The sequence below is a fragment of the Pseudoalteromonas sp. PAR1 genome (assembly GCF_947311895.1).
Classification (GTDB): domain Bacteria; phylum Pseudomonadota; class Gammaproteobacteria; order Enterobacterales; family Alteromonadaceae; genus Pseudoalteromonas; species Pseudoalteromonas lipolytica_C.
The window spans coordinates 32,616-59,565 of sequence record NZ_CAMZMY010000018.1; the positions used below are offsets into that span (position 1 = coordinate 32,616).

Here is a 26,950-nt window from a genome sequence, read left to right on the forward strand (position 1 = left end):
TCAAAAGACAGAATCAATTGTAAACAAAAGTAACGAACAAACAGGTCAACAATGAACAAAGCAATTAATATACAGTTAGTTACACTAGCGCTAATACTCTTATCAGGCTGTCAAAAAAGTGAAATATCCGAACAAGATAGCTCGCAACACTCAGCAAGCAGTTCACAAAAAGAACAAGTTTTAGATAAAGATGTTAAAAAAGTGGTCGAGATTAACAAACAAAAACCAATTAACGCTTTTAGCAATAATGGCGAAAAAATTACCTTTGCCGCGCCTACTTTAACCAAAGGCACTGAAGTATTTAATCACGCGATGAAAGAGCCTGGTATTGCTACCGGCGCTATCTATTTAACTCTCAAAGATAATAGCTTACCGGTAGAGCTTAGCAGCCAATACACGTTAAAAAAAATGACCAACAAAACATATCGATACCTTGCTGAAAAAGATACTGATTTATTAAAAGTGCAAGACGTTTTTAAACAAAATGCCAATGTCGATATTGTTGAAATTAAAGTTGATTATTCACCGATAAAAGAGGTGATGTAGGTTGGCTAGAGCCAGCGAAACCCAACGTGAAGGAGCTCTCAGCCTTCAGATGCGCTGCTACAAGTTTCACGCCTACTTGTAGCAGGTTGTAGCAGCGGGTTTATCCCGCGTCATCATGCGCTAAGTTCTAGGTTCTAGGCTCTAGGACGCGATGTAAAATCGCTGCTACCTCGCATCTCGCTAACTTTACTCTTTCCCCTTGTAACTCGCTAACTTAACTACTCCACCACAAAATCAAAATAGGTAGCGGGGTATGCTTGAGGTTGATAGGTAAAGTGCCACCACTCCATTGAATAAGGGGCGAAACCGGCATCAGTCATGAGGGTTTTTAGTTTATATCGATTGGCTTTTTGTTCTGCGCTTATGCGCGGGTCGTCGGTGTTTGACAGGGTGTCGAACATATCAAAGGGTGAGCCCATATCGAGCTCTTTGCCTTTTGCATCGACTAAGGTTAGATCAATTGTTGAGCCACGGCTGTGGCCCGATTTAGCGGCGATATAATCACCTAGTAGCTCGTCTTTGCCTAGATTTGGATAAAACTCAGCTTTAGTGCGGGTATCCTCTAAATCGTTAACCCAACGCACAAAGTGATCGACTGCTCGTTGTGGTCGATAGCAATCAAATATCTTTAAGCTTAGCCCTTCATTTTGAGCGGCATTTTGTACTTTTTTAAGGGCTGTAGCAGCACTATTATGTAATAAACATTTAGGTGCATTGTAGCCATCTATAGGTTTGCCAACAAAATTATGATGACCAAAATAACGAATATCCAACACTGCATTCGGTATCAATACGCCTACATCAATAAACTCGCTGCGCTTGTCGTCATCCGAGTTTGCGTAAACATTATTACCCCATGTCAGAGCAACGCTTGCAAACATAATTGGTTTTATTAATCGAGCGAGTAAAGTAAATGCCATATCGATTTGTCCGTAAATAACTTAATAACATTCACTATTGCATATAAAATAACTTATTCCAACACTGGAGTGTCAGAAATAGGGGTAAGCTCTTTATAGTAGCTGCCATCAACAACACAGCGATTGCGCCCGGTCTTTTTAGCTTTATACAAAGCTTGATCAGCCAATTTAAACACCTCTTCGAGGCTCAATTGTTCCAGAGGCCAGCCTGAAATACCAATTGATACATTAATGCAGCCCACTGGATCTATGAAGCTTTCTGAGACGCGCATACGCAAGCGCTCAGCGAGTTGATAAGCCCGTTTTGCCTCAACTTTTGGCATGATCACAATGAACTCTTCACCTCCTGTACGTGCAACAACATCGCCATCGCGCGTGACATCCAGTAAGATTTTAGCAAGTGATTGCAATACTACATCGCCAATATCATGCCCATATTCGTCATTTACCCGTTTAAAATGATCAATATCGATTGCCAGTATCGCAAATGGACAACGCAGCTCTATAAAGTGACTTAACTGCATATCGAGACTACGGCGGTTATGTAAACAGGTTAATGGATCCGTTTGTGCTTCTTGACGTAACAAGCCAATTTTACTGTGTAATAAGCCAACACCTCTAAGCATGGCTTTTCTTAGCTCATTGCTTTCAAAGTACCATGAACGAATTTGTGTCAGCTCAAGCGAAGTAGATGGTCGATCGAGAGTATTGGCGGTTTCAGCTAATTGTCTCAAAGGTTGCGCAATTAAACGCGCAAGCACCCAAATAAATACAAAAGTGAGTAAACCAATAGGTGCCGTTTTTACAAATACTTGCCACATTAAGCTGTCGAGCGGTGCAAGGGTACTGTCTAGTGGACGCTGGGTTACTACTCCCCAAGGAGCTACTGTCATCGGTGCGTAGCCAGCAAGCATTGCAACGCCTTTGCTATTGGTAACAAGCTGAGTCCCTGAGTTCCCTTTTAGTACTTCTTCAATTACTTGGTTATCAAATACTTGCTCACCAATACGGTATTTATCGGGGTGGTAAAGTAAACGATGGTTTTCATCAACCACATATAAATAAGAGCCGTCTTGATAGAAATGAACTTGCAATAACTGATTTAAGATACTGGCGCGCTTTAAGTATAAAGTTCCGCCAACATAACCAATAAAATTGCTGTTTTTATCGAATAGAGGTTGCGAGATAAAAATGAGTAAATTACCCGCCATAGAAATGTAAGGCTCGCTTATCATAGGAATACGGTATGACAAAGCAGCCTTGGTGCCAAAACTATCTACTTTACGATTTTGAAGTTCAAGAGATTGCGGCGATACGCCAAGAATTTCGCCTTGTTTATTAACGATTATAATCGAGTTAAAACTATTAGTTTGTAATCTTAAGCGCTCTGCTTCAGCACTGATCAGCTTCTGATTATTAAAGTCTTCTTCAAGGATTTTGCCTACATAAGCAAGCTGTTGCTGAGCAGCTAACAAAAAGTTATCAGTAGCCGAAACCAACTTTGCAGCATAGGCTTTGTGATTACTCATTGTTTTATCTATTAGTTGTTGTTTTTGAACTTGGTAGCTCGAGTAATAACTATTTAAAAAGGTAATAAGCGTTGCAGAAAACGCTAATAATAAAATTAAACGACGTAGGTTTAAGCGTTTGCTAAGACTATTAAGCACGATACTTCTCACATATGGGCCCCAAATTCCATATCGGGTACATCTAATACCTTTATACTAGCAATTTGTTCTGTGTACCTCTATAAAACTTTTATCAGAATTTGATTTAGCGCAAACAAATAAGTGTAATTACTCTAATTGCAAGTTACTACTTTTTACAAAGGAAACATCCTTAATTTAAGTGAAAACATCTGCAAATAGATGGTTCAACCAAGTAATGGCAATTCATTTCTTGTAATGTTTTTTCAATCAAATACTAAGCTAAGCGTTTAAAGCTTTGCGGGTCAGTAATTGAACAAAAAGTAACTTGCTTTGAAATAATAATTTATTACAATGTTAAGACAAAATAAAAATAAAGTTTTCTTATGCGTCAACACTGTGCTGAAATCATCAATAAACTCCCTTCACATCGTCTCATGGCGTTAGATGTAATGCGGGGGCTAACTATCACCGCCATGATATTAGTGAATAACCCAGGTAGTTGGGGAGCGATGTATTGGCCTTTGAAACATGCACAGTGGCATGGTTGGACACCTACGGATTTAATTTTTCCGTTTTTTATTTTTATCGTCGGCATGTCTATCACGCTTTCAGTAAATAGCTTGCGCGCTAGAGGGATCAGTGATCAACACATACTAAAAGCAGGGGTTATTCGTACCATTAAACTCATTGCCCTCGGTTGGTTTTTAGCCCTGTTTTATTACAACTTTCGAGATCCCTCTTTCAGCTGGGTTGATGACAAACTATTGCAACTGCGAGTTTTAGGCGTTCTGCAACGTATTGGTTTAGTGTATTTAGTCGCTCTGTGTTGTTATCTCTATTTATCGCCTAAGAAAATAGCCATTACTTGCATCACTCTTTTATTATTTTATGGCGCCGCCATGCTTTATATCCCTTATACCTTGCCAAACGGCGAGGTAGTGAGTGGCTTATGGTTACATGGCAATAACTTAAGTGCCTTTATTGATAGTACGATTTTAGGTAGTCACCATGTGTATTATGCGAATGCTAAGCCACTGCCATTTGATCCTGAGGGGCTTTTTTCTACACTTCCAGCCATTGCCAGTGCGCTAAGTGGCATCTTGGCTGCGGTTTACTTAACAAAACAACCTGATCTTAAAAAGCAAGCCCACGCATTTATCTTAGCAGGCATATTAGCTGTTTTTGCCGGCTATGCTATTTCGCCATTAACGCCTATCAACAAAGCATTATGGACACCAAGCTATGTGTTGCTCAGCTCTGGGCTTGCTATTATTACCTATGCCCTGTGCAGTGCCATTTTAGATATTTATAAAGTACGAAGCTGGGGCGCACCCTTTATTGTATTTGGCGCCAATGCGATACTCTTTTTTATGTTTGCAGGCGTATTTGCACGGCTATTAATAATGATTCCAATAGGCGATAGCAGCTTAAAAGGCAGTATTTATGGCTTAATACAAGTGTTTATAAGCAACGATTATTTAGCATCATTTGTATTTTCGCTGTTGTTTTTAGCCGTATCTTACCTGGTGATGCTCACGTGTTATAGAAAAGGTATTTTTTGGAAAGTGTAGGTTTTTAAAAAATGGGCTAGCCAGACTAGCCCATTAAATTAGCAGTTAAGTCTGTGGTATTGCATGACTTTGCTGATCGAGTAGATACAAAATTGACTGATAACTAATGCCACTGTGCTCAGTTAAACCAATTTCACAGCTACGACTGTTAGACACACCGCGACTACAATTTTTTGGCACGTGTTGTTTAAGGGTTTTTAACGCGTTGCTATTTAGCTCTGGCAAGTTAAATCCTTTATCTCCGGCAAAACCACAACACTCAATATCAGCTGGAATAATCACTTCATTGCTACATGCCTTGGCAAGCGACACTAAGCTTTGCTCTTTACCTAATCGCTTTGAGCTACAAGTAACATGCAGCATCACAGGCTCATTCACTGGCGTTACTTGCAAATTAGGCAGTAAATGCTGGGCTGCAAAATCAGCACTTTCGTAAATTGAGAGTGATGAATTTTGCGCGGCATTGAGAGTGGTGAGCGCACAAGGGCTGGCATCAAAAACGATGGGATATTGGCCATTATTTGAAAGCGTCTCAAGCTCAGTAAGTAACTGCTCACTTTTATTTAAAAACTCTTTATTCAAGCCTTTACTCGCAAATGGCATTCCACAACACAGTGAATCTACTTGTTTAGGTATTACAACCTCAAATCCCGCTTTTTGGGCTAATGAATGCATAACATCAATCAGTGGTCGTTTATCATCGGCAAGTTTATCTGCTGCAAAAACGCGAGTTGCACAGCTAGGCATATACACCAACTTTTTAGCCTGTTGGGGTTGTTTAGAATTATTATTTATTGGTTGCTCCCCTCTTGGCCAAGCCGAGTAATACAACGGCGTACCAAGCAACTTATGAGCAGGTTTACTAAGACTTCTTAGGTTATTACTACCTATTGCTTTTTCGAGCACGTGCATCACGTTTAAGCCAAATCGAGCGCCAGATGCGACAACTGCAAAATGCTGACTAGCAAAGCGAGCTAATGACCGTTTCACTTTGCTTGAAGAGGCTTGCTCTGCTCTGAGCGATTTTATAAATTCGCCCGTGTTTATTCCGACCGGGCATTTTAGCCCGCAAAGTCCCGTCGCCGCACACGAATCAATACCAAGATATTTAAAGTCAGCCTCGATAACACTGAGCTTTTGGTTTAATTTCTGCTTACTCGCTAAATCATCGGTTGTTAGCAATTGATTGTGTAGCTCAGTGCGGTGTCGCCACAAGGTAATACGCTGCCTTGGTGTTAAGGTAAGACCTTTTGATGGGCAAACAACTTCGCAAAAGCCACATTCGATACAGGTATCGATAATATCATCACTTTTTGGCATGACTTTTAAATGCTGAGTGTGGGCATTTTTATCATGATTAATAATGACACCAGGATTAAGAATGTTGTGTTGATCAAATAGCTGTTTTAGCTTAACCATTACAGCGAAACCATCATCGCCCCACTCTGTTGCTACAAAAGGTGCCATGTTACGCCCTGTGCCATGCTCTGCTTTTAAAGAGCCTTTTAGCTCAACCGCTACTAGGTTAGCCACATCGGCCATAAATTGCTCATAACGATTAACTTGATCTTGTGTATCGAACGCTTGGGTGAATACAAAATGCAAGTTACCCGCTAAAGCATGACCAAAAATAATGGCTTCATCATAACCATATTTAATGAAGAGCTGATGAAGTGCGTTCACGCCTTGTGCTAATTTATCAAGCGTGAAGGCAACATCTTCAATAATTACGGTGGTGCCTGTTTCGCGCACAGCACCGACAGCAGGAAAGGTGCCTTTACGGATATTCCAAAGTGCCGCATTACGGGCACTATCAGCAGAAAAATCAATCGCTGCTAATTGGTTTTGGCTAAACTGTGCAATAAGTTGCTGCGTGGTTTGTGTTAGTAACGCAAGGGCATCTGTATTCTCTGCTCTTAACTCAATTAAAAGTGCCGCTGACTGCTCGGGATAGCTGGCCACTTCTTTTGGCATTATGGCATGCTCAGACACCGACATCAGGGCACGTTTATCTAGTAGCTCAACCGCAGCAACATCAAACTCACTCAGCCTTTGCACCAGCTCACACACCTTGCTGATATCGTCAAAAATAAAGAAACCGGTATGTTTGTGTGCGTGCTCAATCACTGTGTGATAGGTAATATCAGCAATAAACGCAAGCGTTCCTTCAGAACCAATAATTAAATGCTTAATGATTTCAATTGGATCTGAAAAATCCAGCAACGCATTTAAACCATAACCTGTGGTGTTTTTTAAGCGGTATTTATGGGCGATACGCTCACTTAAGTCGCTATTTTCTTTAACACTGTCAACAAGGCTCATTAACTCATCAACCCATGCCCCATGACTTTGTAAAAACTTTTCACAACTTTGACTATCTGCGGTATCAAGCACAGTACCATCAGCAAAAATAAGGGTCATATCTTTGACTGTGTGGTAGCTGTTTTGTGCCACCCCACAACACATTCCTGATGAATTATTTGCCGCCATGCCGGCTACTTTACAGCTGTTAATCGATGCCGGATCAGGGCCTATTTTCTTACCATAAGGTGCCAGTATTTGGTTTACTCGCGCTCCTATAATCGCAGGCTCTAGACGAATAGCTTCACCATCATCTAAAACTTCAAATTGACTCCAGCTATCACACAGTAACACTAATACTGAGTCAGTAATTGCTTGCCCTGACAAACTGGTTCCAGCTGCTCGAAAGGTAATAGCCACCTTATGTTGTTGTGCTGCACTTATCACATGCTTTGCTTGATTTTGGTTACTCACCAATACGATGAGCTCAGGCACCAAACGATAAAAACTGGCATCAGTGCCGTAGGCATATCGACGTGAGTAATCTTCTATTAATGCTGACTCTGGTAAAAAAGGTGTAATTTGCTGTTTAAATGCGTGCAATTGAGTAAAAGCCATCTCGCCCCCTGGCCTGCCATATCTGCGCTGATAATTATGGAATATATTATTACTTTAATTTGCCTTAAAAAGCGACCAATTAAATTGATAAATTATCAATTCACTAGCACCTTTGCAGTAATAAAGGCTTGGTTATTTAAGCTTAATAGCCCTATTTGGTGATCTAACTTAGCTTTTTGCAGTTAGACAAAAAAACCGCTAGGGTAGCAAAAAAATACTGTATTTATATTTAAAAACCCATTAACATCAAGAATAATTTATTCTAAAAATCAAATAAGCGTTTAGCTTTGGAGCTTGCTGTGTTAAATAAGTTTGCACTATCGTCACTGGTTATCGGATTAGGGTGTTTCATGCCATTACAATCATCATTTGCTGAATCTGCGTTAACTTTAAAACAACAGTTAGGGCAAAAGCTGATGCTCGACTTGCGCTATTACTGTGAGCAAGACACCGGCGAGCAAAAATGTCGAACGCCAGTCACCCGCTTACCTGCTGATTTAGCTAATATCATTAGCAAACACAACATTGGTGGTGTTATTTTATTTGCTGAAAATATCGATACCGTGCCCCAAGTAATCAAACTTAATAACGACTTACAACAAGCTGCTGCAAAGTCTGAACTTGGCTTACCGCTATTTATTTCAATAGACCAAGAAGGTGGCCGCGTAGCTCGTATACCACGTGATGTTGGCACTTCATTTACCGGTAATATGTCGATTGGCGCAACTTATAAAGAACACGGTACACACTTCGCAACAGAGTCTGCCCGTATAATCGCAGAAGAGCTGTTGGCACTTGGTGTAAATGTTAACTATGCGCCAACAGTTGATGTGAACATGAACCCAGATAACCCAGTTATTAACGTGCGCTCTTACGGCGAAGATCCGCGGTTGGTTGCAAAACTAGGTGGCGCACAAGTGGCAGGGTTTGAAAATAATGGCGTTATTTCATCGTTAAAGCACTTTCCGGGTCATGGTGATACAAACGTCGATAGTCATACTGGCCTGCCAAAAGTAATGCATGACAAAGAGACCATTTGGCAGCAAGACTTACCGCCGTTTAAAGACATAATTAAAAATCAGCAACCGGGTATGATTATGACTGCGCATATCCAATACCCAGCCCTTGATGACAGCACCTTTGTTAGTAAAGAAGGGAAAACCATGATCAAGCCAGCGACCATGTCGCGTAAAATCATCACTGATTTACTACGTGATGAGCTTGGTTATCAAGGTGTTGTGATCACAGATGCACTAGACATGGCTGGTATCAGCCACTTCTTTGAGCCAATCGAAGCGGTTGTAAATACCTTCGCTGCGGGTGTTGATATTGCCCTTATGCCAATCGAAACCAGAAGTCCAAAAGATTTAGAGGTACTTGAAGCTCTTATAGACCGATTAGAGCAAGAAGTTCAGCGCGGTACTTTAAACGCCGATGAGATCACAGCTTCTGCAACACGTATTTTAAAGCTTAAAGAAAAGTTTAAGCTCACAACAAAGCTTGATGATGAAGCAGCCATCAAAAAAGCACAGCTTTTACTGGGTGACCAAAGTCACAGAAAAGTAGAGGCTGAGTTAGCCCTTGCAGCTATCACCGAAGTAAAAAACGAGAACAACACACTGCCACTGAACATTAAATCAGGTACAAAAGTACATATCATCATGCCTGATACGCGCAAATGTTTTGCCCTACAACAAGCACTGCTTGATAACACTAATACACTACTTAGCTTTAGCTGCACTAGCTTGCAAGGCTATGAGCCAATTTCGACCTTAAAAGAAATGAATGAGGCCGATGTGATCATTGCTGCAAATGCATCACCAAAACAAAGTGCTGTTGAGGTAGGCGGAATGGATGATTTAGCTGATAACCCTGAATTTGCTATCGCTAAGGCAGATCAATCAGCAGCACTCGAGTCATTACTAAAGCAAGCTAAGCTAGCGAACAAGAAAACTGTTTTTGTTAGCTTACGAGCTCCATACGATATTTCACAATTTGGCAAATTTGCCGATGCAGTTCTTGCCACTTATGCTTACAATATTGATATAGACACCGAAGAAAAGATTGCTGGCCCTGCGTTTACTGCACTTGCAAAAGTGCTGATGGGTAAGGCCTCTGCAAATGGACAACTACCAGTAACTGTTAATGGCTTAAACTGAGTGCTATTGTAGCAGCATCAGTTGAGTGTTAATTTCAAGGAGAGACACATGCAAAAAGATGCATCATTAACCACCCCTGCCGCTATTCGTAAAATAGTGAGAGGGGGCGACTACAGCGGAAATACATCTGGCTTTGCGCCAGGGTTCGTACAGGCAAATTTGGTCATTTTACCCAAGCAATACGCGTTTGATTTTTTGCAATTTAGTCAGGCAAATCCGAAAGCTTGCCCAATCATTGCAACAAGTCGATTACCAGGCGTAACCGATATGCCTACGGTTGGGGAAGATATTGATATTCGTAGTGACTTACCACGTTATCGCGTTTTCAAAAATGGTCAAATGATTAAAGAAGTAACTAACATTACCGAGTATTGGCGTGATGACTTAGTCACTTTTTTAATTGGTTGTTCTTTCTCGTTTGAAGAAGCACTTATTGCAGCAGGACTTGAAATTCGTAACATTACTGAACAAAGAAATGTACCTATGTACCTTACAAATATCGCATGCCAAAAGGCGGGGATTTTTCATGCTAACATGGTAGTAAGCATGCGTCCGATGAAACCTGCCGATGCTATTCGGGCGATTCAAATTTGTAGTCGCTTTCCGGGGGTACATGGCGCTCCAGTACATTTTGGCGACCCTGCAGCAATTGGGATTAAGGATATTAATAAACCTGAATTTGGCGATCAGGTTAGCATTCGTGAAGGTGAGGTGCCGGTATTTTGGGCCTGTGGTGTAACCCCACAAATAGCCATTGCCAATGCAGCACCTGACTTTTGTATAACCCACAGCCCAGGGCATATGCTGATCACCGATATTCCAAACAGCAAAATGGCAGCCTTTTAATATGACAATAAAACTCAATTGCGACCTTGGCGAAAGCTTTGGAGTGTGGAAAATGGGCCTCGACGAGCAAGTAATGCCGCATATCGATATGGCTAATATTGCCTGCGGTTTTCATGCCGGAGATGCCGATGTAATGGCCGCAACCTTAGCTCTTGCCAAGCAGCATAATGTTACCATTGGTGCGCACCCAAGTTACCCTGATAAACAGGGATTTGGACGTCGCTCTATGGCAATGAGTGACAAAGAGCTGAGCAATTGTCTTTATTATCAAATTGCAGCCATTGATGGGATGGCTGCAGTACATGGTTTAACGCTTGAATATGTTAAACCTCATGGCGCGCTATATAACGATATGATGAGCGATGAGCGTATTTTAAATATCGTTATGCGTGCTGTTGCTAGTTATCCTAAGCCATTAAAGTTAATGATTTTAGCAACTAATCTTTCTGCCAAACATCAAGCCATGGCAAACGAGCTTGAACTCGAGCTGATATTAGAGGCGTTTGCCGATCGGCAATACACTGATGAAGGAAAGCTCGTATCACGCTCTCTTGCAGGCAGTGTTCACGATAAATCAGCATTAATCGCACAAGTAAAGCAGCTATTGGAGCATGGCACAGTGACAACGCGAAGCGGTCAGCAACTGGCTCTGCATGCCGACAGCCTCTGTGTGCACGGCGATAATGAAGCGGGTATTGCGCTAATTCAAGAGATCAAAGCATTATGTCAGCAAGCCTAAGCGACGACTCGCTCAGCACACACATTGAAACCATGATGGTTGAGCAAAATCCACGTGGTATGCAGCACTTGTACGCCAAGCAAGAGACTGGCACCTATTTACGTGCGGCAAAATCTCTTCATCACGCGCAAGGAACTGTGTTGATAGGAACTGGCTTTGCGGTCAACAATACCTTCGAAACCGACGGCCCGGTAGGTGCTATAGCACTTTACAAAGTACTCGAAAAGCTTGGTAAACAGCCGATTTTGGTTACTGGCAACCCCCTTTACAGTGCTCTAAAAAACGATTTTAACTGTTTTGAGTTGCCGATTAACAGTATTGAAAATGCCCGCACCTTTAGCATTAAAGCCCTTGAGCAGTTAAAGCCTGATTGTGTTTTATCAATAGAACGACCGGGGCTTAACAAACATCAGCGTTATTACAATATGCGCGGTATTGATATTTCTGAGCATTGCGGCTGCTTTGATTTTTTTATAACAGAAGCACCTTGCCCCACCATAGCGATTGGTGATGGCGGTAACGAAATAGGCATGGGTAACCTTGCACAGCATATGCAAGCACTTAACATTACTCCTTGTATAACCCCTTGCGATGAGCTTTTACTTGCTGATGTATCTAACTGGGCGGCATACGGGCTAATTGCTTTTTTAAGTCGCTGGCATAACACAGATTTGTTGGCTGATATTGAGCCACTCAACATTTTAAATTACCTAAGTGAGCGCGGTAGTGTCGATGGCGTCACCCATAAAAATGAGCTCACCGAAGACGGCTTGCACGCGATGCATGGCCAACAATTAATAACTCGGCTTCGCCAACTTGGCGGCTTTACGACAGAGAATGAGGTTTAACAATGGGCACGGTATACCTAAACGGTGAGTACCTTGGCGCTGATGAAGCAAAGATTTCACCAATGGATCGCGGTTTCTTATTTGGCGATGGTATTTATGAAGTGATCCCATCATACCACGGCAAAATGCTTGGTTTTGGTGCACATATTGAACGTATGAATAACGGTTTAAATGAGCTTGAAATTAAGCTCGATTACACTGCCGATACGTGGCGTAAAATCTGTAATGATTTATGCGAGAAAAACCAAGGTGATAACCTAGGGATTTATTTACACGTTAGTCGCGGCGCTGACACTAAACGTGCCCACGGCTACCCAACGAATATTACCCCAACCGTATTTGCGTTTGCTTTTGAAATTCCGGCAGAGCCAAAAAGCGACATAGATAGCGCAACAACTTACACCGTATCGCTTGAGCAAGACCGTCGCTGGCAACGTTGCCATATTAAATCAACGGCACTGCTTGGCAACGTGATCCATTACCAACACGGTGCAGCAGCGGGTAACAAAGAAACCATTCTATTTAATCGCTTAGAAGAAATTACCGAAGCAAGTTCAAGTAATGTGTTTATCGTAAAAGATGGCGTGATCAGTACTCCACCTCTTGATAACCAAATTTTACCGGGAATAACCCGCTGGTTAATAATCAACATTCTACACAGCCACAGTGACTTTAAAGTGCAAGAGCGCATTGTTAGTAAAGATGAGTTACTTGATGCCGACGAAGTATGGATCACCAGCGCCACTAAAGAAGTTGGCCCAGTCGTAAAAGTTAATGGTAAGTTAGTTGGCGATGGCAAACCTGGCGCAGTTTGGCAACAAGTACAAAGCTTGTTTACCAAGCATAAGTTTGATTACTAATTTAATCGTAATTTAAAACAAACGCCTACATAAAGTAGGCGTTTTTGTTTTAGCTTTTATTTGGTTTATAAGGCCAAGCTTGCAATAGGCCGTCACTGGTTTCGGAATACAACTGCTTACTATCGTAAGCCACACTCAGTACTGACGTACGTTGGCGCTGTTGTTTAGCTTCGTATTCAGCAATGAGTTCACCATCTGCAACGCGATATAAACGCATCTTCATTTTTGGTGAGCCCGTTAATAGCCATTTATCTTGATTAATAAATTGCGATGCAGTGAATTCAATAAAGTTAGAGTATGAGGACACTTCAGATAGCTCTTTTTTATTGGCTAAATCAAAAAATACACGATCATCCACCGAGTCAATTGCAAAGCCCAAGCTCGCTGTTTTATTTAACGTAACGTGATTCACTCTAGTCGCTAAACGCTCTTCAAAGCGAGTGCTGCCATCGCTCGTTGACCAAAGCTTAACGTACTTGTCGCTTGAGCCGGTAAACGCCCACTGACCATCGGCCGATAACGCCACGCTATTAATATCTAAACGATGAATATCAAAACGCTTAGTATCACCTGTACAGGTATTTATTACCTCAGCCTTGCCGCTACGATAAGCAATAACCAACGTATCGCCTACGGCTGAAATAGCGATGTCTCTAGCGATTTCTTGTCCGGTGAGCCAAGTGCCAATACTACGCCCTGTGCGAGTATCGTATAAAGTCACCGATAACCGATTTGAAATGAAAAAAAGAGATTTGTTAGCGCTAAAGCCTGCCAGCTCAACATGTTCAGCGCCCTGCCCTGTTATACAATCATATAGACGCGCTTTTAACTGATTATCCCAAACGCACACCTCAGATTGGCTTGCCACTAACGCGTGACTCGCATCCTCGGTTAGCGCCGTGGCACTTAGTAGCTCATTGCCATGGGCAAATTCACTACTAGCAGGGGCAGTAAACACCTCACCTCCACCACAGCCCACAAGGCTCAGTGCAAATACACAAGCAAGAGGTTTAAAAAGTTTCGACGTCATGATCATTCTCAATTTTTATAATTATTTTATATTGGAGCAGTGTAATGAAAATAAGCGGAAGTTGGTAGGGGATCTAGCCATCAGCTTTCAGCCGTCAGCCGTCAGCCGTCAGCCGTCAGAGTCGATAGATTTAAGTCGTTAGTTGTTAGATAGAACGAGTAACGAAATGCGATGTAAGAGATGTGAGGTAGGAGGTGCTTTAGCGCCGAACAACAGTTTCCTAATAACAGCTTAAGATAACCCCACGATTTTTGTAGGCATGAAATTTATTTCGCGCGAAGAGCCGGTAGTTATGCGATGTTACTGGCGTGCCATGTAAGCATAGCGCAAAGTAAAGTTAAGAGTTACGCAGCATAAAGCTACATAAGCTAGGCCCTGTTTCCTAGAGCCTAGCCCCTATTAACTTTCAATCTGATAGCTGACGGCTGAAAGCTGACAGCTCACTCCCCTTACCCATGCGTAAAACAAAACACATTAAGTTTGTTACCGTCTAGGTCTCTGAAGTACCCCGCATAAAAGCCGGGCATTTCGCGTGGGCCGGGGGCTCCTTCGTCTGTGCCACCTAATTCTATGGCTTTTTTATAAAAGGCGTCTACTTGAGCTGGGGTTTCGACTGCCAGAGCAATCATGGTGCCGTTACCTACAGTGGCTTTTTCATCGTTATAAGGTTTGGTAACCGCAAAACCGGGCTTATCTTGACCTGTACTCCATGCGACAAAGCGGTCAGTTTCTAAAAAGCGCTCGGCGTTTAGAGTGGCGAACAATTCATCGTAATACTTTACTGCTTTAGCTAGGTTGTTAGTACCTAACATGGTGTAACCTATCATTGTGTTCTCCTTACGTTTAAAAGTGTCTGTACTCAACATAAAAGGGAAATGACCATCTGTCTATTGATTTCTCCATTCATCGCAATGGACTATATTTCTGATGGTTGTTACTTTATAACAGGTTAACACGCCCTAATTTCTGCTCACTAACAAGGAAATAAAATGAAGTTTAAAACGTCTTTAGCACTGCTTGCAGCAGCTAGCTTTTACAGCCATGCAGGAGCTAGCAATACCTTTCAACTTGAAAATGTTTTTGATCTTGAATACGCCAACCAAATAGAAATGACAAAAAATGGCGATACAATTTACTTTGTGCGTAATCGCATGGATATCAAAAGCGACCGTAAAGTCAGTAATATTTGGTCAGTAAACCCAGATGGTAAAACCATGCTGCCGCTAACGTCTGGCGTGCATATGGATTACTCACCGGTGCTGTCACCAGACGAAACGCGTTTAGCGTTTATTTCTACCCGTGATGGCAGTAGCCAAATCTATGTGAAATGGTTAAAAACCGGTAACGTAGCAAAAATTAGTAACCTAACGCAAAGCCCCGGCGGATTAACTTGGACGCCAGATGGCAAACAATTGGTGTTTAGCCAGTTTGTGCCTGCAAAATCAGCAAGCCCAGTTTCTTTACCGGGTAAGCCTGAAGGCGCTAGGTGGGCAGAGCCAGCTAAATATATTGACGATACCTATTACCGTGCCGATGGCGGTGGCTACTCTGAAAAAGGTTATCGTCACTTTTTTATCATCAGTGCAACGGGCGGCAATGCACGTCAATTAAGCTCTGGTGATTTTGATCATGGTGGTGCTATTAGCTTTAACGAAAAAGGCGATGCGTTTTATTTTTCGGCTAATCGTTATGAAGATAATGAATTACACCCAACTGAATCTGAAATCTATAAACTTAGCTTAGCGGATCGTTCAATTACCCAAATAACAGACCGTAAAGGCCCAGATTCACGCCCAAAAGTGTCACCTAATGGTCGTTATCTTGCTTATACAGGCTATGATGACAAAAAAACTAACTATGAAAACAACGACATTTATTTACTAGATTTGAAATCAGGAAAAACCTCGGTACTCACAGCAGATTTAGATCGTAGTGTCGAAGATATAAAATGGGATGATAGCGGCAGTGGTCTTTATTTTAGCTACGATAGCGAAGGTAAAACACATCTAGCTTACCAACCGCGTAGTGGTAAACATAAAGTAATTACCGACAAAATTGGTAGTGTCGCCTTTGGTCGCCCGTATTCAGGTGGTGATTTTGATGTGAGCGAAGATGGTGAAGTTGCATTCACACTCGCAGATACACAGCGCCCAGCTGATGTAGCATTAATTAAGCGCGGTAAAACCGCGCGTTTAACACAATTAAACGAAGATGCGCTGGGTGACAAAGAGCTGGCTAAGGTTGAAGAAATTTGGGTTAAATCAAGCCATGACGGCTTAGCAATCCAGGGGTGGATTGCATACCCACCGGGCTTTGACAAAAACAAAAAGTACCCGCTTGTTTTAGAGATCCACGGTGGTCCAGTTGCAAACTATGGCCCTCATTTCAGCCCTGAAGTGCAATTATACGCAGCCAAAGGTAATGTTGTACTTTATATGAACCCACGCGGCAGTGACTCATACGGTAAAGAGTTTGCGCAAACAATTCATCATAACTACCCAAGTAATGACTTTGATGACTTGATGACAGGTGTAGATGCTGTCATCGCTAAGGGCTTTATTGATGAAAGCAAACTGTTTGTTACCGGCGGTTCAGGTGGCGGGGTATTAACAGCTTGGATTGTGGGTCATACAGACCGCTTTGCAGCAGCTGTTGTTGCTAAACCTGTTATCAATTGGATCAGCTTTGTACTAACTGCTGATTTCTACCCTTTCTTTGCTGATTATTGGTTCCCTGGTAAGCCATGGGACAATATTGAGCATTACATGAAGCGCTCACCTATTAGCTATGTGGGCAATGTAAAAACACCCACTATGCTGTTAACCGGTGAATCAGACTATCGCACGCCGATTTCTGAAACCGAGCAATTTTACCAAGCCTTAAAGCTACAAGGCGTTGATACAGCGATGGTGCGTATTCCTAATGCCTCACATGGTATTACCGCTCGCCCATCAAACCTGATGAGTAAAGTCGCGTATATTCAATGGTGGTTTGATAAACATAGTAAGTAGTGGCGAGTTGCGAGTTGCGAGTTGCGAGTTGCGAGTTGCGAGTTGCGAGTTGCGAGCAATAGTTTAGGCGCGGCTTTATGCCGCACCATACCCAAAACATAAAATAGTTTCACACTTACCTGTAGCAGCGGCTTTATGCCGCGTCATTTAATAAAACCATAACGCGGGGTAAACCCGCTGCTACTTGCTAACTTTCCTCTTGCTAACTTTCCTCTTGCTAACTTTCCTCTTGCTAACTTTCCTCTTGCTAACTTTCCCCTTGCTAACTTTCCCCTTGCTAACTTTACTCTTGCTAACTTTCTCCTTTCCAGCTTCCCCTTGTAAACCCCCTTTACAGTCAAAATGTGAGTAACTCCTTACATACCTTTTTTAAATATCGGACATTAATCCAAAAGCAGTTGGTAAAAAATCGGTTTATAGACAAAATCAGTAACTTGAGTTAGTAAAAAATCGGTTTGTGCCGCTAAAAACCTAGCTTCAGTTAGTAAAATTTTGGTTTATGAGAATATTGAGTTGGTAAAAAATCGGTTTATCAATGACGTGAGTTGATAAAAATTCGGTTTATAAATCGATAGAGCTTACAAAACAGCAGTATATTGCCGTTTATATGAGCCAATTTTAGCGATTCTAGAGGCAGTAATAAGGCAACAACCCCTAAATTAAGGCTTATAAGGCGGAGCTAGTTAAATCCTGATCTAAAATTTTTAGGCTGGTAAATGCGTGATCTGTATTTTTATAAAGCTAGTAAATAGCTGATCCAAGACTTAGTTAAAGAGTGATCCGAGATGCGAGATGCGAAGTGAGAGATGCGAGATGCGAGATGCGAGGTGAGAGATACGAGTCTGATGGCTGACGGCTGAAAGCTGATAGCTACAAATGAAAAAGGGCCCGAAGGCCCCTAACAACATTATTGAATAGCTATAAAGCAATATTACATTTTACAACTTGGTTAGAACTGGTTCATAGTATTTGCTTCACCACCGGCTTTAAGCGCATTTTCACCAGAGAAGTACTCTTTATGAGTATCACCAATGTTAGAACCTGCTAGGTCTTGGTGTTTCACTGATGCTTGCTCACGGCGAATTTCTTGACGTTGTACGTCGCGAACATACGCTAGCATGCCTAGGTCGCCGAAATAGCCTTCTGATAGAATATCAGTGCTTAGCGCCGCTGTATGGTAAGTTGGTAGCGTGATTAAGTGGTGGAAGATACCCGCTTCACGTGCACCATCTTTTTGGAAGTTTTGCACAAGTACGTCTGCTGCCGCCGCAAGCTCTGTGTCATCCATTTCTGGTGCCATTAATGCCTTATTGTCATCGATGCTTGGGTAAGCTGATAAGTCTTTACCTTGCTCTTGCCACTCAGCATATACTTGCTCACGGAATTTAAGTGTCCAGTTGAACGACGGAGAGTTGTTGTATACCAGCTTAGCATTAGGTACTTGCTCTTTAACGCGGTTAACAAGCTCAGCGATTTGTTTAACGTTTGGTTTTTCTGTTTCAATCCACAGTAAGTCGGCGCCTGATTGTAAGCTAGTTACACAGTCTAGAACTACGCGGTCTTTCTCTGTGCCTTCACGGAACTGGTATAAACCATTATCTAAACGTGTTGGTTTGCAAAGCTGGCCATTAAGCTTCATTGCTGTGTCGCCCTCGTTTAAGTCATCAACACTGTTTACTGGTGTTGTTTCAAGGAACGACGTGTATTGGCTAGCAAGGTCGCCAGGTGTTTTAGATACAGGCACTTTTTGAGTAAGGCTTGCACCTAATGAGTCAGTACGAGCAACGATAATACCGTTATCAATACCAAGTTCTAAGAATGCGTAACGAACAGCGTTAATTTTTGCTAAGAAATCTTCATGCGGTACAGTTACTTTACCTGCTTGGTGACCACATTGTTTTGCGTCAGATACTTGGTTCTCGATTTGGATAGCACATGCACCCGCTTCAATCATCTTTTTAGCCAGTAGGTAAGTTGCTTCTTCGTTACCGAAACCCGCATCGATATCAGCAATAATTGGCACAACATGGCTTTCGAAGTTATCGATTTTATTTAGTACTGCTTGAACATCACCGCCGTTTGCTTTCGCTTCGTCTAGGTCTTTGTAAAGGTGGTCAAGTTCACGTGCATCAGCTTGCTTTAAGAAAGTGTAGATTTCTTCGATTAGCGCTGGAACAGATGTTTTTTCATGCATACTTTGGTCAGGTAATGGACCAAACTCAGAGCGAAGTGCCGCAACCATCCAGCCACTTAGGTATACATAGCTGCGTTTGGTTGTTTTGTTATGACGTTTAATTGCCATCATCATTTGCTGTGCAGTGAAACCATGCCAACAACCTAATGATTGTGTGTATTGGCTGTGGTCAGCATCGTAGGCTGCCATGTCTGCACGCATAATGTCTGCAGTGTATTGAGCAATGTCTAGACCCGTACGAAAACGGTTTTGTAAGCGCATACGGCTTGCGTATTCAGGGTTGATTGACTGCCACGTTTTGCCTTGTGTTTGACATAAAGTAGCTAGGTTATCGGTTTCGCGTTGATATGTTGTCATAATAAAAGTCCTTCGAACGGGTTATCTATTTTTTGTTAGTGAGAGTGGCTACTGGCGTTTGCTTCGTAGCGCTTAATTCAACATTAGGCGGATTTTTTGGATTTAGTAAATTTATAGTTGTTATTGCCACTATATTTTTAGTGAATGGCAAATAGCCTGCTTATTAGCCTTTTTTACGATATGGTTGAACCATGAATGATCAAATTACGCTCGTTTAAAGGACATTATTATGACCACTCTCTCACTTAACGGTTTAAGCGTTGATCAACAACTTGCACAGTTTGTTGAACAGCAACTTCTACCAGGAACAGGCATTAGCACAGATACTTTTTGGCAAGGTTTTGCTGATATCGTCAATGAATTAACGCCAATCAATCGCGCGCTTTTAGAAAAACGCGAACAACTACAAGCTAAGATTGATGACTACCATAAGCAGCAGCCGGTATGGGATGCAACTAACTATCAAGCATTCCTTGAAGACATTGGCTACCTCGTTCCTGAGCCAGCTAGTTTCAGCATAGAAACAGAGCAAGTAGAGCCTGAAATCGCAAGTACAGCTGGGCCGCAGCTCGTTGTGCCAGTAAGCAATGCACGCTTTGCTCTAAACGCAGCGAATGCTCGCTGGGGCTCTTTGTATGATGCGCTATACGGCACTGATGTATTGAGTGAAGATGACGGCGCAGAGAAAGGCTCTACATACAACCCTGTACGTGGCTTTAAAGTAATGGCTTATGCCCGCCAGTTCCTCGATAAAGCATTGCCTTTAGCAAATGGCTCACACATCGAAAGCACCAGCTATGCAGTGGTAAATAATGAGCTTTTAATCACATTACGTGACAGCAGTCAGGTTCGCCTAGCTAACCCTGAACAACTTATTGGTTACCAAGGTGAAGCGCAAAATCCAAGCGCTATCTTATTGAAAAATAATGGCTTACATATAGAACTGCAAATCGACCATCATCATCCAATAGGCCAAGCAGATAAAGCAGGCCTAAAAGATGTACTACTTGAAGCAGCTCTCACAACGATTATGGACTGTGAAGATTCCGTTGCTGCCGTTGATGCCGAAGACAAAGTAAACGTTTATCAAAACTGGCTTGGTTTAATGCAAGGAAACCTAGTAGAAGCATTTAACAAAGATGGCAAAACCATTGAGCGCCGTTTAGCACAAGACCGCCAATATCAAGGTGTAAATGGCGAAACAATCACGCTTAAAGGCCGTAGCATGATGTTTGTGCGTAACGTTGGCCATTTAATGACAAATCCAGCTATCCAAGATAGTGAAGGCAATGACGTGTTTGAAGGCATTATGGATGCCATTATCACCAGCACCGCAGCGCTTCATGATTTAAAAGGCACCAGCACCCTTAAAAATTCAACGGCTAATAGCATTAACATTGTTAAACCAAAAATGCATGGCCCAGAAGAAGTAGCATTCACTTATACCCTATTTACCCGCGTTGAGCAGCTGCTAGGCTTGCCTGCAAACACCATTAAAATGGGTATTATGGACGAAGAACGCCGCACTTCAGCTAACTTAAAAGCCTGTATTTTCGAGGCTAAAAACCGTGTTGTATTCATCAATACCGGTTTCTTAGACCGTACTGGTGACGAAATTCATACTTCAATGCAAGCAGGTGTAGTATTGCCAAAAGGCGCTATTAAACTTGAGCCTTGGATCAGCGCATACGAAGACCGCAACGTTGATATTGGCTTAGCTACAGGTCTCAGTGGTAAAGCACAAATTGGTAAAGGTATGTGGCCAATGCCAGATAAAATGGCGTTAATGATGGAACAAAAAAGTGGTCACCCGAAAAGTGGTGCAAATACCGCATGGGTGCCCTCTCCTACTGCTGCAACGCTGCATGCAATGCATTATCACGATATTGATGTATTTGCTTGCCAAAAAGCGCTTATGGACCGTAAAGAAGCAAGCCTTACCAGCTTACTCACTCCACCGCTTATGAAAGATGCCAGCAGCTTAAGCAAAGAAGATATTCAAGCCGAACTTGATAACAATGCACAGGGTATTTTAGGTTATGTTGTGCGTTGGATTGACCAAGGTATTGGCTGCTCAAAAGTACCAGACATCAACCATGTTGGCTTAATGGAAGACCGTGCCACACTGCGTATTTCAAGCCAACACATGGCCAACTGGCTGTATCATGGTGTTTGTTCTGAAGAGCAAATTAGAAAAACCATGGCACGCATGGCGAAAGTCGTTGATGGCCAAAATGAAGGTGATCCTGCTTACAAAAATATGGCTGATTCAGCCGAAACCTTAGCGCAAAGCGTTGCTTATCAAGCAGCGTTAGCCCTTGTTTTAGAGGGAGTTAAACAACCTAGTGGATATACTGAACCATTATTGCATGCGTTCCGTATAAAATATAAGTCGTTAAATTAGCCACTACACAACTCTCCTTCGAGTTTCATGTGTCGTTCATAGCAGCCTAAGGGCTGCTTTTTTTTGACTAATATCAATTGAACTCATAACGACAGTGAATACTCATCATTCATGGCATAATAAAAATCTATTAAAAAAGGGGCATTTGTTACCAAATGCCCCTTTTTACGTACTAATACGTACTAATTTTTTTAAAATTAGTTTTTGACAATCGCATTGTGATAAACGTTTTGCACGTCATCACAGTCATCTAGCATAGAAATAAACTTTTCAAAGTTTGCGATATCATCTGGATCTGTGATGTCTGTATGAACTTGTGGAACAAACGTGATCTCGTCTACTTCAAAGTTAATACCTTCAAATGCTTCTTCAAGTGCTGTTTTTGCTTTGTAGTACTCTGTGTGAGGAGCGAATACTGACACTTTGCCATCTTCTACTTCTACATCTGTTACGTCTACATCAGCCATCATTAGCGCTTCTAGTACCACTTCGTCGTCATCACCGGCAAAGCCTAAAACAGCTAAGTGGTCGAACATATGCGCTACACAACCCGGTGTACCAATTTTTGAATCTGTTTTTGTAAACGGTAAACGTACATCTTTGATAGTACGGTTAGGGTTATCAGTTAAACAGTCAACAATAACCATACAGTTACCAGGGCCGTAGCCTTCATAACGTGCTGGAGAATAGTCTTCCCCTGCCCCACCGGCCGCTTTTTTAATTGCGTTATCGATTACGTGTGCTGGTACTTGGTCTCGTTTCGCACGCTCAATAATACGCTTTAGCGCTTGGTTAACTTCTGGATCAGGTTCGCCATTTTTAGCAACAACGTAGATTTCTTTACCGTACTTAGAATTTACTTTAGTTTTTGCATTGGCTGTTTTAGCCATGGCGTTTTTGCGGACTTCAAATGCTCTGCCCATCTTATGCCTCTATGAATACATTTGATAATTGCCGATATTTTAGCAACTCATGAACGCTTGGGCTAGTACTAGGGCATTTTGAAAAATAAAAAACTAACAATAAATCTCAGGAAAAATAAAAAACAAGGCTATTTAACATAACATCTTATTTTCTTGAAATGAGCCAACCAATTTAGGTAAGTCTGAAAAGTGATGCAGTACGTAGTCAGCCTGATTTGCGTATTCAGGAATTTCATCCGGAGCGTACAAACAAGCACGCATATTTGCATTATGGGCAGCTTGAATATCAAATAAGTAATCACCAACATAAAGTAGCTCAGACTGATCAAGCTCCCATAATGTCGCAATAGCATTCAAGGCGCTTGGATCGGGCTTAGCAGGCGCATCAGAGCGAGTTAACACTGTTTCTATAGGTAAAGGGTTATTCTTTAATTTAATGGCAGCAGCACGGTCATAGTTTCGAGTAACAATTGCCATTGGGATATTATTTTCTTTTAACCGTGTGATGGCATCTGCAACACCAGGAAGTAAATGTGAGTGCTGGGCATCTAACAATTCATGCTGATGTACTATGTTCATCGCTTCTTCACGCATATAAGGTGAAGGTAAAGAAGCGATATAAGCGAGTAAGTCTTTTTCTACAGGACAACCAACCTGCGCTTTGATTAATGAAAAATCAAGTTCAGAAGAAACCAAGGTACCATCTAAGTCGAAGATTACACCGCGTATATTGTTGTCATGGATAGTCATATAAATCCCTGTATATGAGAATTGGGAAAGTTTTGGTGCCCACTAATAAGATAGTTTACGAAATCAGTTAATTAAAGGATCAAAGGATTAAAAAAGTAACTTTTTTAATCCTTTAGTATAAGAAAATTATGGTTCAACAGGCTCAAACCTTGCCTCAAGCCAAGTGTCATCTTGACTAAACGTAAGAGTTTTAACTTTACCTTTGCCTTCAATGTTTACCATATTAACTTGTGCTGGCCACAGGTCACGTAATGCTCCGTTGCTCATTCGAATACCATGAATTCCCTCAGGGATCGTGACTTCTTGATAAACCCAAAAGAATTTACCATCAACTTGCGCACCCACATCTTTAAGCTCAAGCGGCTTACCATCTAAAGTTTGTAGGGCAATATGTGACTCAACATAATCAGCAAAACGCTTTTGGTCGTCTTTATTACTTAAAATATCAGCATGACCGTCAAATAAGTGCTCTACCGCATGCTCAGTATCGTGTAAATAAAAGCGATGCATTAGCTCAATATTATTAGTGCGTTTATTAAAAAGTACCGTTGTTACAGATGCTTTTAACTGGTGCGCCATAGTTGGCGCACTCAGTAATAAAGCAAAAATAATGGCGATTAAGCGCATTATTGTTGCTCCTCAGCATCTTTTTCGTCGTCCTTTTTCAGCTCAGTTTTAATATCTTGCATGATATCGCGGCTAACTTTCGCTTTACTCTTCTCACGTTTGTACACTTCAATACGTGATGGAATAATACGACGCGGATAGTTATTGTTTTCTACATCAACATCCGCAGTTTCCCAACGCGGGTCAACTGTAACAGACACTAGATTTTTACCCTTATCAGTGACAATGAGCTTTTGAACATGCTTGTGATTACGACGCCAGATTTCAGCAGGAATGTACTGCTCTTCTTTCGTACCATCTTCATAAGTAAGCTCTAATAAGATAGGCATTACTAAACCACCTAAGTTTGAGAACTCAAGTACGTAGTAGTTTTTATCTTCTTTGATTGCACGCTCAAACGTTTTACGTTCCCAAGGTTCTAAGCCTTTTAGGAATTTGTTATACGCGTTGCGCTCTTTATTAGTTACCGTGAAGCGGTCATTTTCGTCATAGAAGTCAGTTACATCTGGATTTTCTTCAACCCACAGTTTTTTACCTTCTTCTTTATTACGTTTTACGAATAACGGCATTGGCTTATCAGCTTCGATATCGCGTAAACGATTAAAGTCGATATCAGGGTTTTTCGTATCTAGACGTAGTTGGTAAACTTTATCTAGCGAGATATCAACGTGATCTGTGGTGTAGAACCAGCCACGCCAGAACCAATCTAAATCAACACCAGACGCTTCTTCCATAGTACGAAAAAAATCAGCCGGAGTAGGGCGTTTGTACTTCCAACGCTGTGCATATTCTTTAAATGCAAAGTCGAATAACTCACGGCCAAGGATCACTTCACGTAAAATGTTAAGTGCCGCCGCAGGCTTAGTGTAAGCATTTGGGCCTAAACGCAATACGCTGTCTGACTGAGTCATCACCGGTACTTGGTTTTCTGACTTCATATACTCAACGATATCGCGAGGCTCAACTCCCCACGGAATTGTGTGGTCCCATTCACGACCAGCAACTCCATCTAAGAAACTATTTAAACCTTCATCCATCCACGTCCACTGACGTTCATCAGAGTTAACGACCATAGGGAAGTAAATATGACCAACTTCGTGGATTACAACGCCAATTAAGAAGCGCTTTTCAGCTTGTGAGTATGTACGAGTACCATCGTCTTGTAGGTCAGTGCGCGGACCATTAAAGGTGATCATTGGGTACTCCATACCACCTACAGGGCCATTTACAGACTGAGCAACAGGGTAAGGGTAATCAAATGAGAAGCGCGAATACACTTCCATTGTATGAACGACAGCTTCAGTTGAATACTTCTTCCAAAGGTCGCCACCTTCTTTCGGGTAGAAAGACATCGCCATCACTAACGGCTGATCGTTACCACCTTGATGATAGCCTTTAGCATCCCACATAAATTTACGTGAAGAAGCCCATGCAAAGTCACGAACATTTTCAGCTTTGAAATGCCATGTTTTCGTTTTATCAGTGCCTTCTTTTTCGTTTTCTAGCGCTTCTTCTTCAGTCACGATGAAAACAGGTCGTTTAGCGTTTTCAGCTTCTTCTAAACGTTTACGCTGCGTGCTAGTCAGTACATTACGAGCATTATCAAGTTTACCGGTTGCAGATACAATGTGATCAGCTGGCACGGTGATCTCTACATCGTAGTTACCAAATTCAAGCGTAAATTCACCACTTCCTAAGAATGCTTTGTTTGTCCATGCTTCGTAGTCTGTGTATGCAGCAAGACGCGGGAACCACTGTGCTAGCAAAAAGATATCATTACCATCTTCTTCAAAGTGCTCATAACCTGAACGAGCACCCACGGCATCTTCTTCAACAATGTTAAAGGCGAAGTCCATGCTGAACTCAACGTCTTTACCCGGTTTAAGTGGCTCATTTAGATCAATACGCATTAAGGTATCAACCACAGTTACTTTAAGCTCTTTTCCGTCTTCGTCTTTAACATTGGCGATTTGATAGCCCAGCTCATTGTCAGCCATAAACTGCTGACGACGTAACTGACCTAAGCTCAGTTTTGTCGCTTTTGGCTGAGGGTCACCTTGCAGTGTTTTACCATTGAAGGTTGATGTCATTTCTGCAATTGAGTCAGATTTAAAGATATTTTGGTCTAACTGTAACCAAAGATACTTTAATGTATGAGGTGAATTATTTTTGTACTCAATTTTCTGACTTGCCGTTAAACGACGTTTTTTCTCATCAAGCTTTACGTCGATGTCGTAGTTAACTTGTTGCTGCCAGTAATTTTCTGCAGGTGCTCCAGCGGCACTACGATAAACATTGGGAGTTGGGAGTGCTTCATCCAGTTGACGAAACTTGTCAACAAATGAACCTTTTGTTTGCTCAACTGATGATGCCATAACCGTAGACGATACAGCTAAAGGCAATACCAAAGCACTCAGCGTTAGAACTGCTTTTTTCATTGTTAATCCTGTAAATTTTGCGTGAGCGTACCTTCTCAAACTGCTAACAAAGTTGCAATAAAATAACGATAAAGTGCGGTATTTTTCAGGTAGTATTCATACTTTTAAAACTATTTATTTTTGTCCTGCCAAATAGCCTTTTAAGTACAAGTGTAAAGG

At 41.8% G+C, this 26,950-nt stretch carries 19 protein-coding genes; 9 read left to right on the forward strand and 10 right to left on the reverse strand.

The window, feature by feature from the left end; translation table 11 throughout:
• Window positions 1-51: 51 nt before the first annotated feature.
• Window positions 52-546, forward strand: a complete 495-nt coding sequence (locus tag QL229_RS14810) for a hypothetical protein (RefSeq protein ID WP_135926686.1) — start codon at window positions 52-54, stop codon at window positions 544-546.
• A 218-nt stretch (window positions 547-764) separates the two neighbouring features.
• Here QL229_RS14810 and QL229_RS14815 read toward each other — a convergent pair whose 3' ends face one another.
• Together QL229_RS14815 and QL229_RS14820 are read right to left on the reverse strand one after the other, a co-directional pair.
• A complete protein-coding gene (locus tag QL229_RS14815) occupies window positions 765-1,466 on the reverse strand; it encodes a M15 family metallopeptidase (RefSeq protein ID WP_235384252.1) in 702 nt (233 codons plus the stop codon).
• Between the two features lie 53 nt (window positions 1,467-1,519).
• Window positions 1,520-3,145 (reverse strand): sensor domain-containing diguanylate cyclase, encoded by a 1,626-nt coding sequence (locus tag QL229_RS14820; RefSeq protein ID WP_348649201.1) that lies wholly within the window; start codon window positions 3,143-3,145, stop codon window positions 1,520-1,522.
• Between the two features lie 353 nt (window positions 3,146-3,498).
• On the opposite strand from QL229_RS14820, the gene QL229_RS14825 reads away from it, so the two are divergent.
• Complete coding sequence (locus QL229_RS14825; protein ID WP_138558412.1) at window positions 3,499-4,686, forward strand: heparan-alpha-glucosaminide N-acetyltransferase domain-containing protein; 1,188 nt, start codon at window positions 3,499-3,501, stop codon at window positions 4,684-4,686.
• Window positions 4,687-4,731: 45 nt separating this feature from the next.
• Here the strand turns inward: QL229_RS14825 and QL229_RS14830 are convergent, their stop codons facing one another.
• A complete protein-coding gene (locus tag QL229_RS14830) occupies window positions 4,732-7,605 on the reverse strand; it encodes an FAD-binding and (Fe-S)-binding domain-containing protein (protein ID WP_281547124.1) in 2,874 nt (957 codons plus the stop codon).
• Window positions 7,606-7,955: 350 nt separating this feature from the next.
• Here QL229_RS14830 and QL229_RS14835 point away from each other — a divergent pair, with 350 nt between their 5' ends.
• The 5 genes from QL229_RS14835 to QL229_RS14855 are packed head-to-tail and all read left to right on the forward strand — an operon-like array spanning window position 7,956 to window position 13,057.
• Complete coding sequence (locus QL229_RS14835; RefSeq protein WP_281547131.1) at window positions 7,956-9,764, forward strand: glycoside hydrolase family 3 protein; 1,809 nt, start codon at window positions 7,956-7,958, stop codon at window positions 9,762-9,764.
• 48 nt (window positions 9,765-9,812) lie between these two features.
• Window positions 9,813-10,610, forward strand: coding sequence for a putative hydro-lyase (locus tag QL229_RS14840; RefSeq protein ID WP_135926682.1), 798 nt, complete (start codon window positions 9,813-9,815; stop codon window positions 10,608-10,610).
• Between the two features lie 7 nt (window positions 10,611-10,617).
• Complete coding sequence (locus QL229_RS14845) at window positions 10,618-11,349, forward strand: 5-oxoprolinase subunit PxpA (protein ID WP_138558422.1); 732 nt, start codon at window positions 10,618-10,620, stop codon at window positions 11,347-11,349.
• Entirely contained in the window at window positions 11,334-12,197 is an 864-nt protein-coding gene (locus QL229_RS14850; protein ID WP_138558414.1) for a glutamate cyclase domain-containing protein, read from the forward strand. The genes QL229_RS14845 and QL229_RS14850 overlap by 16 nt, the downstream gene beginning before the upstream one ends.
• Before the next feature lie 2 nt (window positions 12,198-12,199).
• The gene (locus QL229_RS14855) at window positions 12,200-13,057 is read left to right on the forward strand and encodes an aminotransferase class IV (RefSeq protein ID WP_138558415.1); all 858 of its coding nucleotides are present in this window, start codon (window positions 12,200-12,202) and stop codon (window positions 13,055-13,057) included.
• A 49-nt stretch (window positions 13,058-13,106) separates the two neighbouring features.
• Here the strand turns inward: QL229_RS14855 and QL229_RS14860 are convergent, their stop codons facing one another.
• Together QL229_RS14860 and QL229_RS14865 are read right to left on the reverse strand one after the other, a co-directional pair.
• Window positions 13,107-14,087 (reverse strand): WD40 repeat domain-containing protein, encoded by a 981-nt coding sequence (locus QL229_RS14860; protein WP_171040452.1) that lies wholly within the window; start codon window positions 14,085-14,087, stop codon window positions 13,107-13,109.
• Window positions 14,088-14,536: 449 nt separating this feature from the next.
• Window positions 14,537-14,914 (reverse strand): VOC family protein, encoded by a 378-nt coding sequence (locus QL229_RS14865; RefSeq protein ID WP_055021764.1) that lies wholly within the window; start codon window positions 14,912-14,914, stop codon window positions 14,537-14,539.
• 162 nt (window positions 14,915-15,076) lie between these two features.
• Here QL229_RS14865 and QL229_RS14870 point away from each other — a divergent pair, with 162 nt between their 5' ends.
• The gene (locus tag QL229_RS14870; protein WP_138558417.1) at window positions 15,077-17,098 is read left to right on the forward strand and encodes a S9 family peptidase; all 2,022 of its coding nucleotides are present in this window, start codon (window positions 15,077-15,079) and stop codon (window positions 17,096-17,098) included.
• 949 nt (window positions 17,099-18,047) lie between these two features.
• Here QL229_RS14870 and QL229_RS14875 read toward each other — a convergent pair.
• A complete protein-coding gene (locus QL229_RS14875) occupies window positions 18,048-19,649 on the reverse strand; it encodes an isocitrate lyase (protein ID WP_054563156.1) in 1,602 nt (533 codons plus the stop codon).
• 226 nt (window positions 19,650-19,875) lie between these two features.
• Between QL229_RS14875 and QL229_RS14880 the strand changes: the two genes are divergently transcribed.
• On the forward strand, window positions 19,876-22,053 hold the full coding sequence (locus QL229_RS14880) for a malate synthase G (RefSeq protein ID WP_138558806.1): 2,178 nt from the start codon (window positions 19,876-19,878) through the stop codon (window positions 22,051-22,053).
• A 197-nt stretch (window positions 22,054-22,250) separates the two neighbouring features.
• Here QL229_RS14880 and QL229_RS14885 read toward each other — a convergent pair whose 3' ends face one another.
• From QL229_RS14885 to QL229_RS14900, 4 genes are all read right to left on the reverse strand, one after another.
• Window positions 22,251-22,976, reverse strand: coding sequence for a YebC/PmpR family DNA-binding transcriptional regulator (locus QL229_RS14885; protein ID WP_105180590.1), 726 nt, complete (start codon window positions 22,974-22,976; stop codon window positions 22,251-22,253).
• A 132-nt stretch (window positions 22,977-23,108) separates the two neighbouring features.
• On the reverse strand, window positions 23,109-23,726 hold the full coding sequence (locus tag QL229_RS14890) for an HAD family hydrolase (protein ID WP_135926674.1): 618 nt from the start codon (window positions 23,724-23,726) through the stop codon (window positions 23,109-23,111).
• Between the two features lie 126 nt (window positions 23,727-23,852).
• Complete coding sequence (locus QL229_RS14895) at window positions 23,853-24,353, reverse strand: DUF6702 family protein (RefSeq protein ID WP_135926673.1); 501 nt, start codon at window positions 24,351-24,353, stop codon at window positions 23,853-23,855.
• Entirely contained in the window at window positions 24,353-26,791 is a 2,439-nt protein-coding gene (locus QL229_RS14900) for a M1 family metallopeptidase (protein ID WP_138558807.1), read from the reverse strand. The genes QL229_RS14895 and QL229_RS14900 overlap by 1 nt, the downstream gene beginning before the upstream one ends.
• Window positions 26,792-26,950: the final 159 nt, after the last annotated feature.

What these genes read in the sequence shown, in the direction of transcription:
- QL229_RS14810 (WP_135926686.1), top strand. Translation starts at nt 52, where the DNA reads ATGAACAAAGCAATTAATATACAGTTAGTTACACTAGCGCTAATACTC.
- QL229_RS14815 (WP_235384252.1), bottom strand. Translation starts at nt 1,466, where the DNA reads ATGGCATTTACTTTACTCGCTCGATTAATAAAACCAATTATGTTTGCA.
- QL229_RS14825 (WP_138558412.1), top strand. Translation starts at nt 3,499, where the DNA reads ATGCGTCAACACTGTGCTGAAATCATCAATAAACTCCCTTCACATCGT.
- QL229_RS14830 (WP_281547124.1), bottom strand. Translation starts at nt 7,605, where the DNA reads ATGGCTTTTACTCAATTGCACGCATTTAAACAGCAAATTACACCTTTT.
- QL229_RS14835 (WP_281547131.1), top strand. Translation starts at nt 7,956, where the DNA reads ATGCCATTACAATCATCATTTGCTGAATCTGCGTTAACTTTAAAACAA.
- QL229_RS14840 (WP_135926682.1), top strand. Translation starts at nt 9,813, where the DNA reads ATGCAAAAAGATGCATCATTAACCACCCCTGCCGCTATTCGTAAAATA.
- QL229_RS14850 (WP_138558414.1), top strand. Translation starts at nt 11,334, where the DNA reads ATGTCAGCAAGCCTAAGCGACGACTCGCTCAGCACACACATTGAAACC.
- QL229_RS14855 (WP_138558415.1), top strand. Translation starts at nt 12,200, where the DNA reads ATGGGCACGGTATACCTAAACGGTGAGTACCTTGGCGCTGATGAAGCA.
- QL229_RS14860 (WP_171040452.1), bottom strand. Translation starts at nt 14,087, where the DNA reads ATGACGTCGAAACTTTTTAAACCTCTTGCTTGTGTATTTGCACTGAGC.
- QL229_RS14865 (WP_055021764.1), bottom strand. Translation starts at nt 14,914, where the DNA reads ATGATAGGTTACACCATGTTAGGTACTAACAACCTAGCTAAAGCAGTA.
- QL229_RS14870 (WP_138558417.1), top strand. Translation starts at nt 15,077, where the DNA reads ATGAAGTTTAAAACGTCTTTAGCACTGCTTGCAGCAGCTAGCTTTTAC.
- QL229_RS14875 (WP_054563156.1), bottom strand. Translation starts at nt 19,649, where the DNA reads ATGACAACATATCAACGCGAAACCGATAACCTAGCTACTTTATGTCAA.
- QL229_RS14885 (WP_105180590.1), bottom strand. Translation starts at nt 22,976, where the DNA reads ATGGGCAGAGCATTTGAAGTCCGCAAAAACGCCATGGCTAAAACAGCC.
- QL229_RS14890 (WP_135926674.1), bottom strand. Translation starts at nt 23,726, where the DNA reads ATGACTATCCATGACAACAATATACGCGGTGTAATCTTCGACTTAGAT.
- QL229_RS14895 (WP_135926673.1), bottom strand. Translation starts at nt 24,353, where the DNA reads ATGCGCTTAATCGCCATTATTTTTGCTTTATTACTGAGTGCGCCAACT.
- QL229_RS14900 (WP_138558807.1), bottom strand. Translation starts at nt 26,791, where the DNA reads ATGAAAAAAGCAGTTCTAACGCTGAGTGCTTTGGTATTGCCTTTAGCT.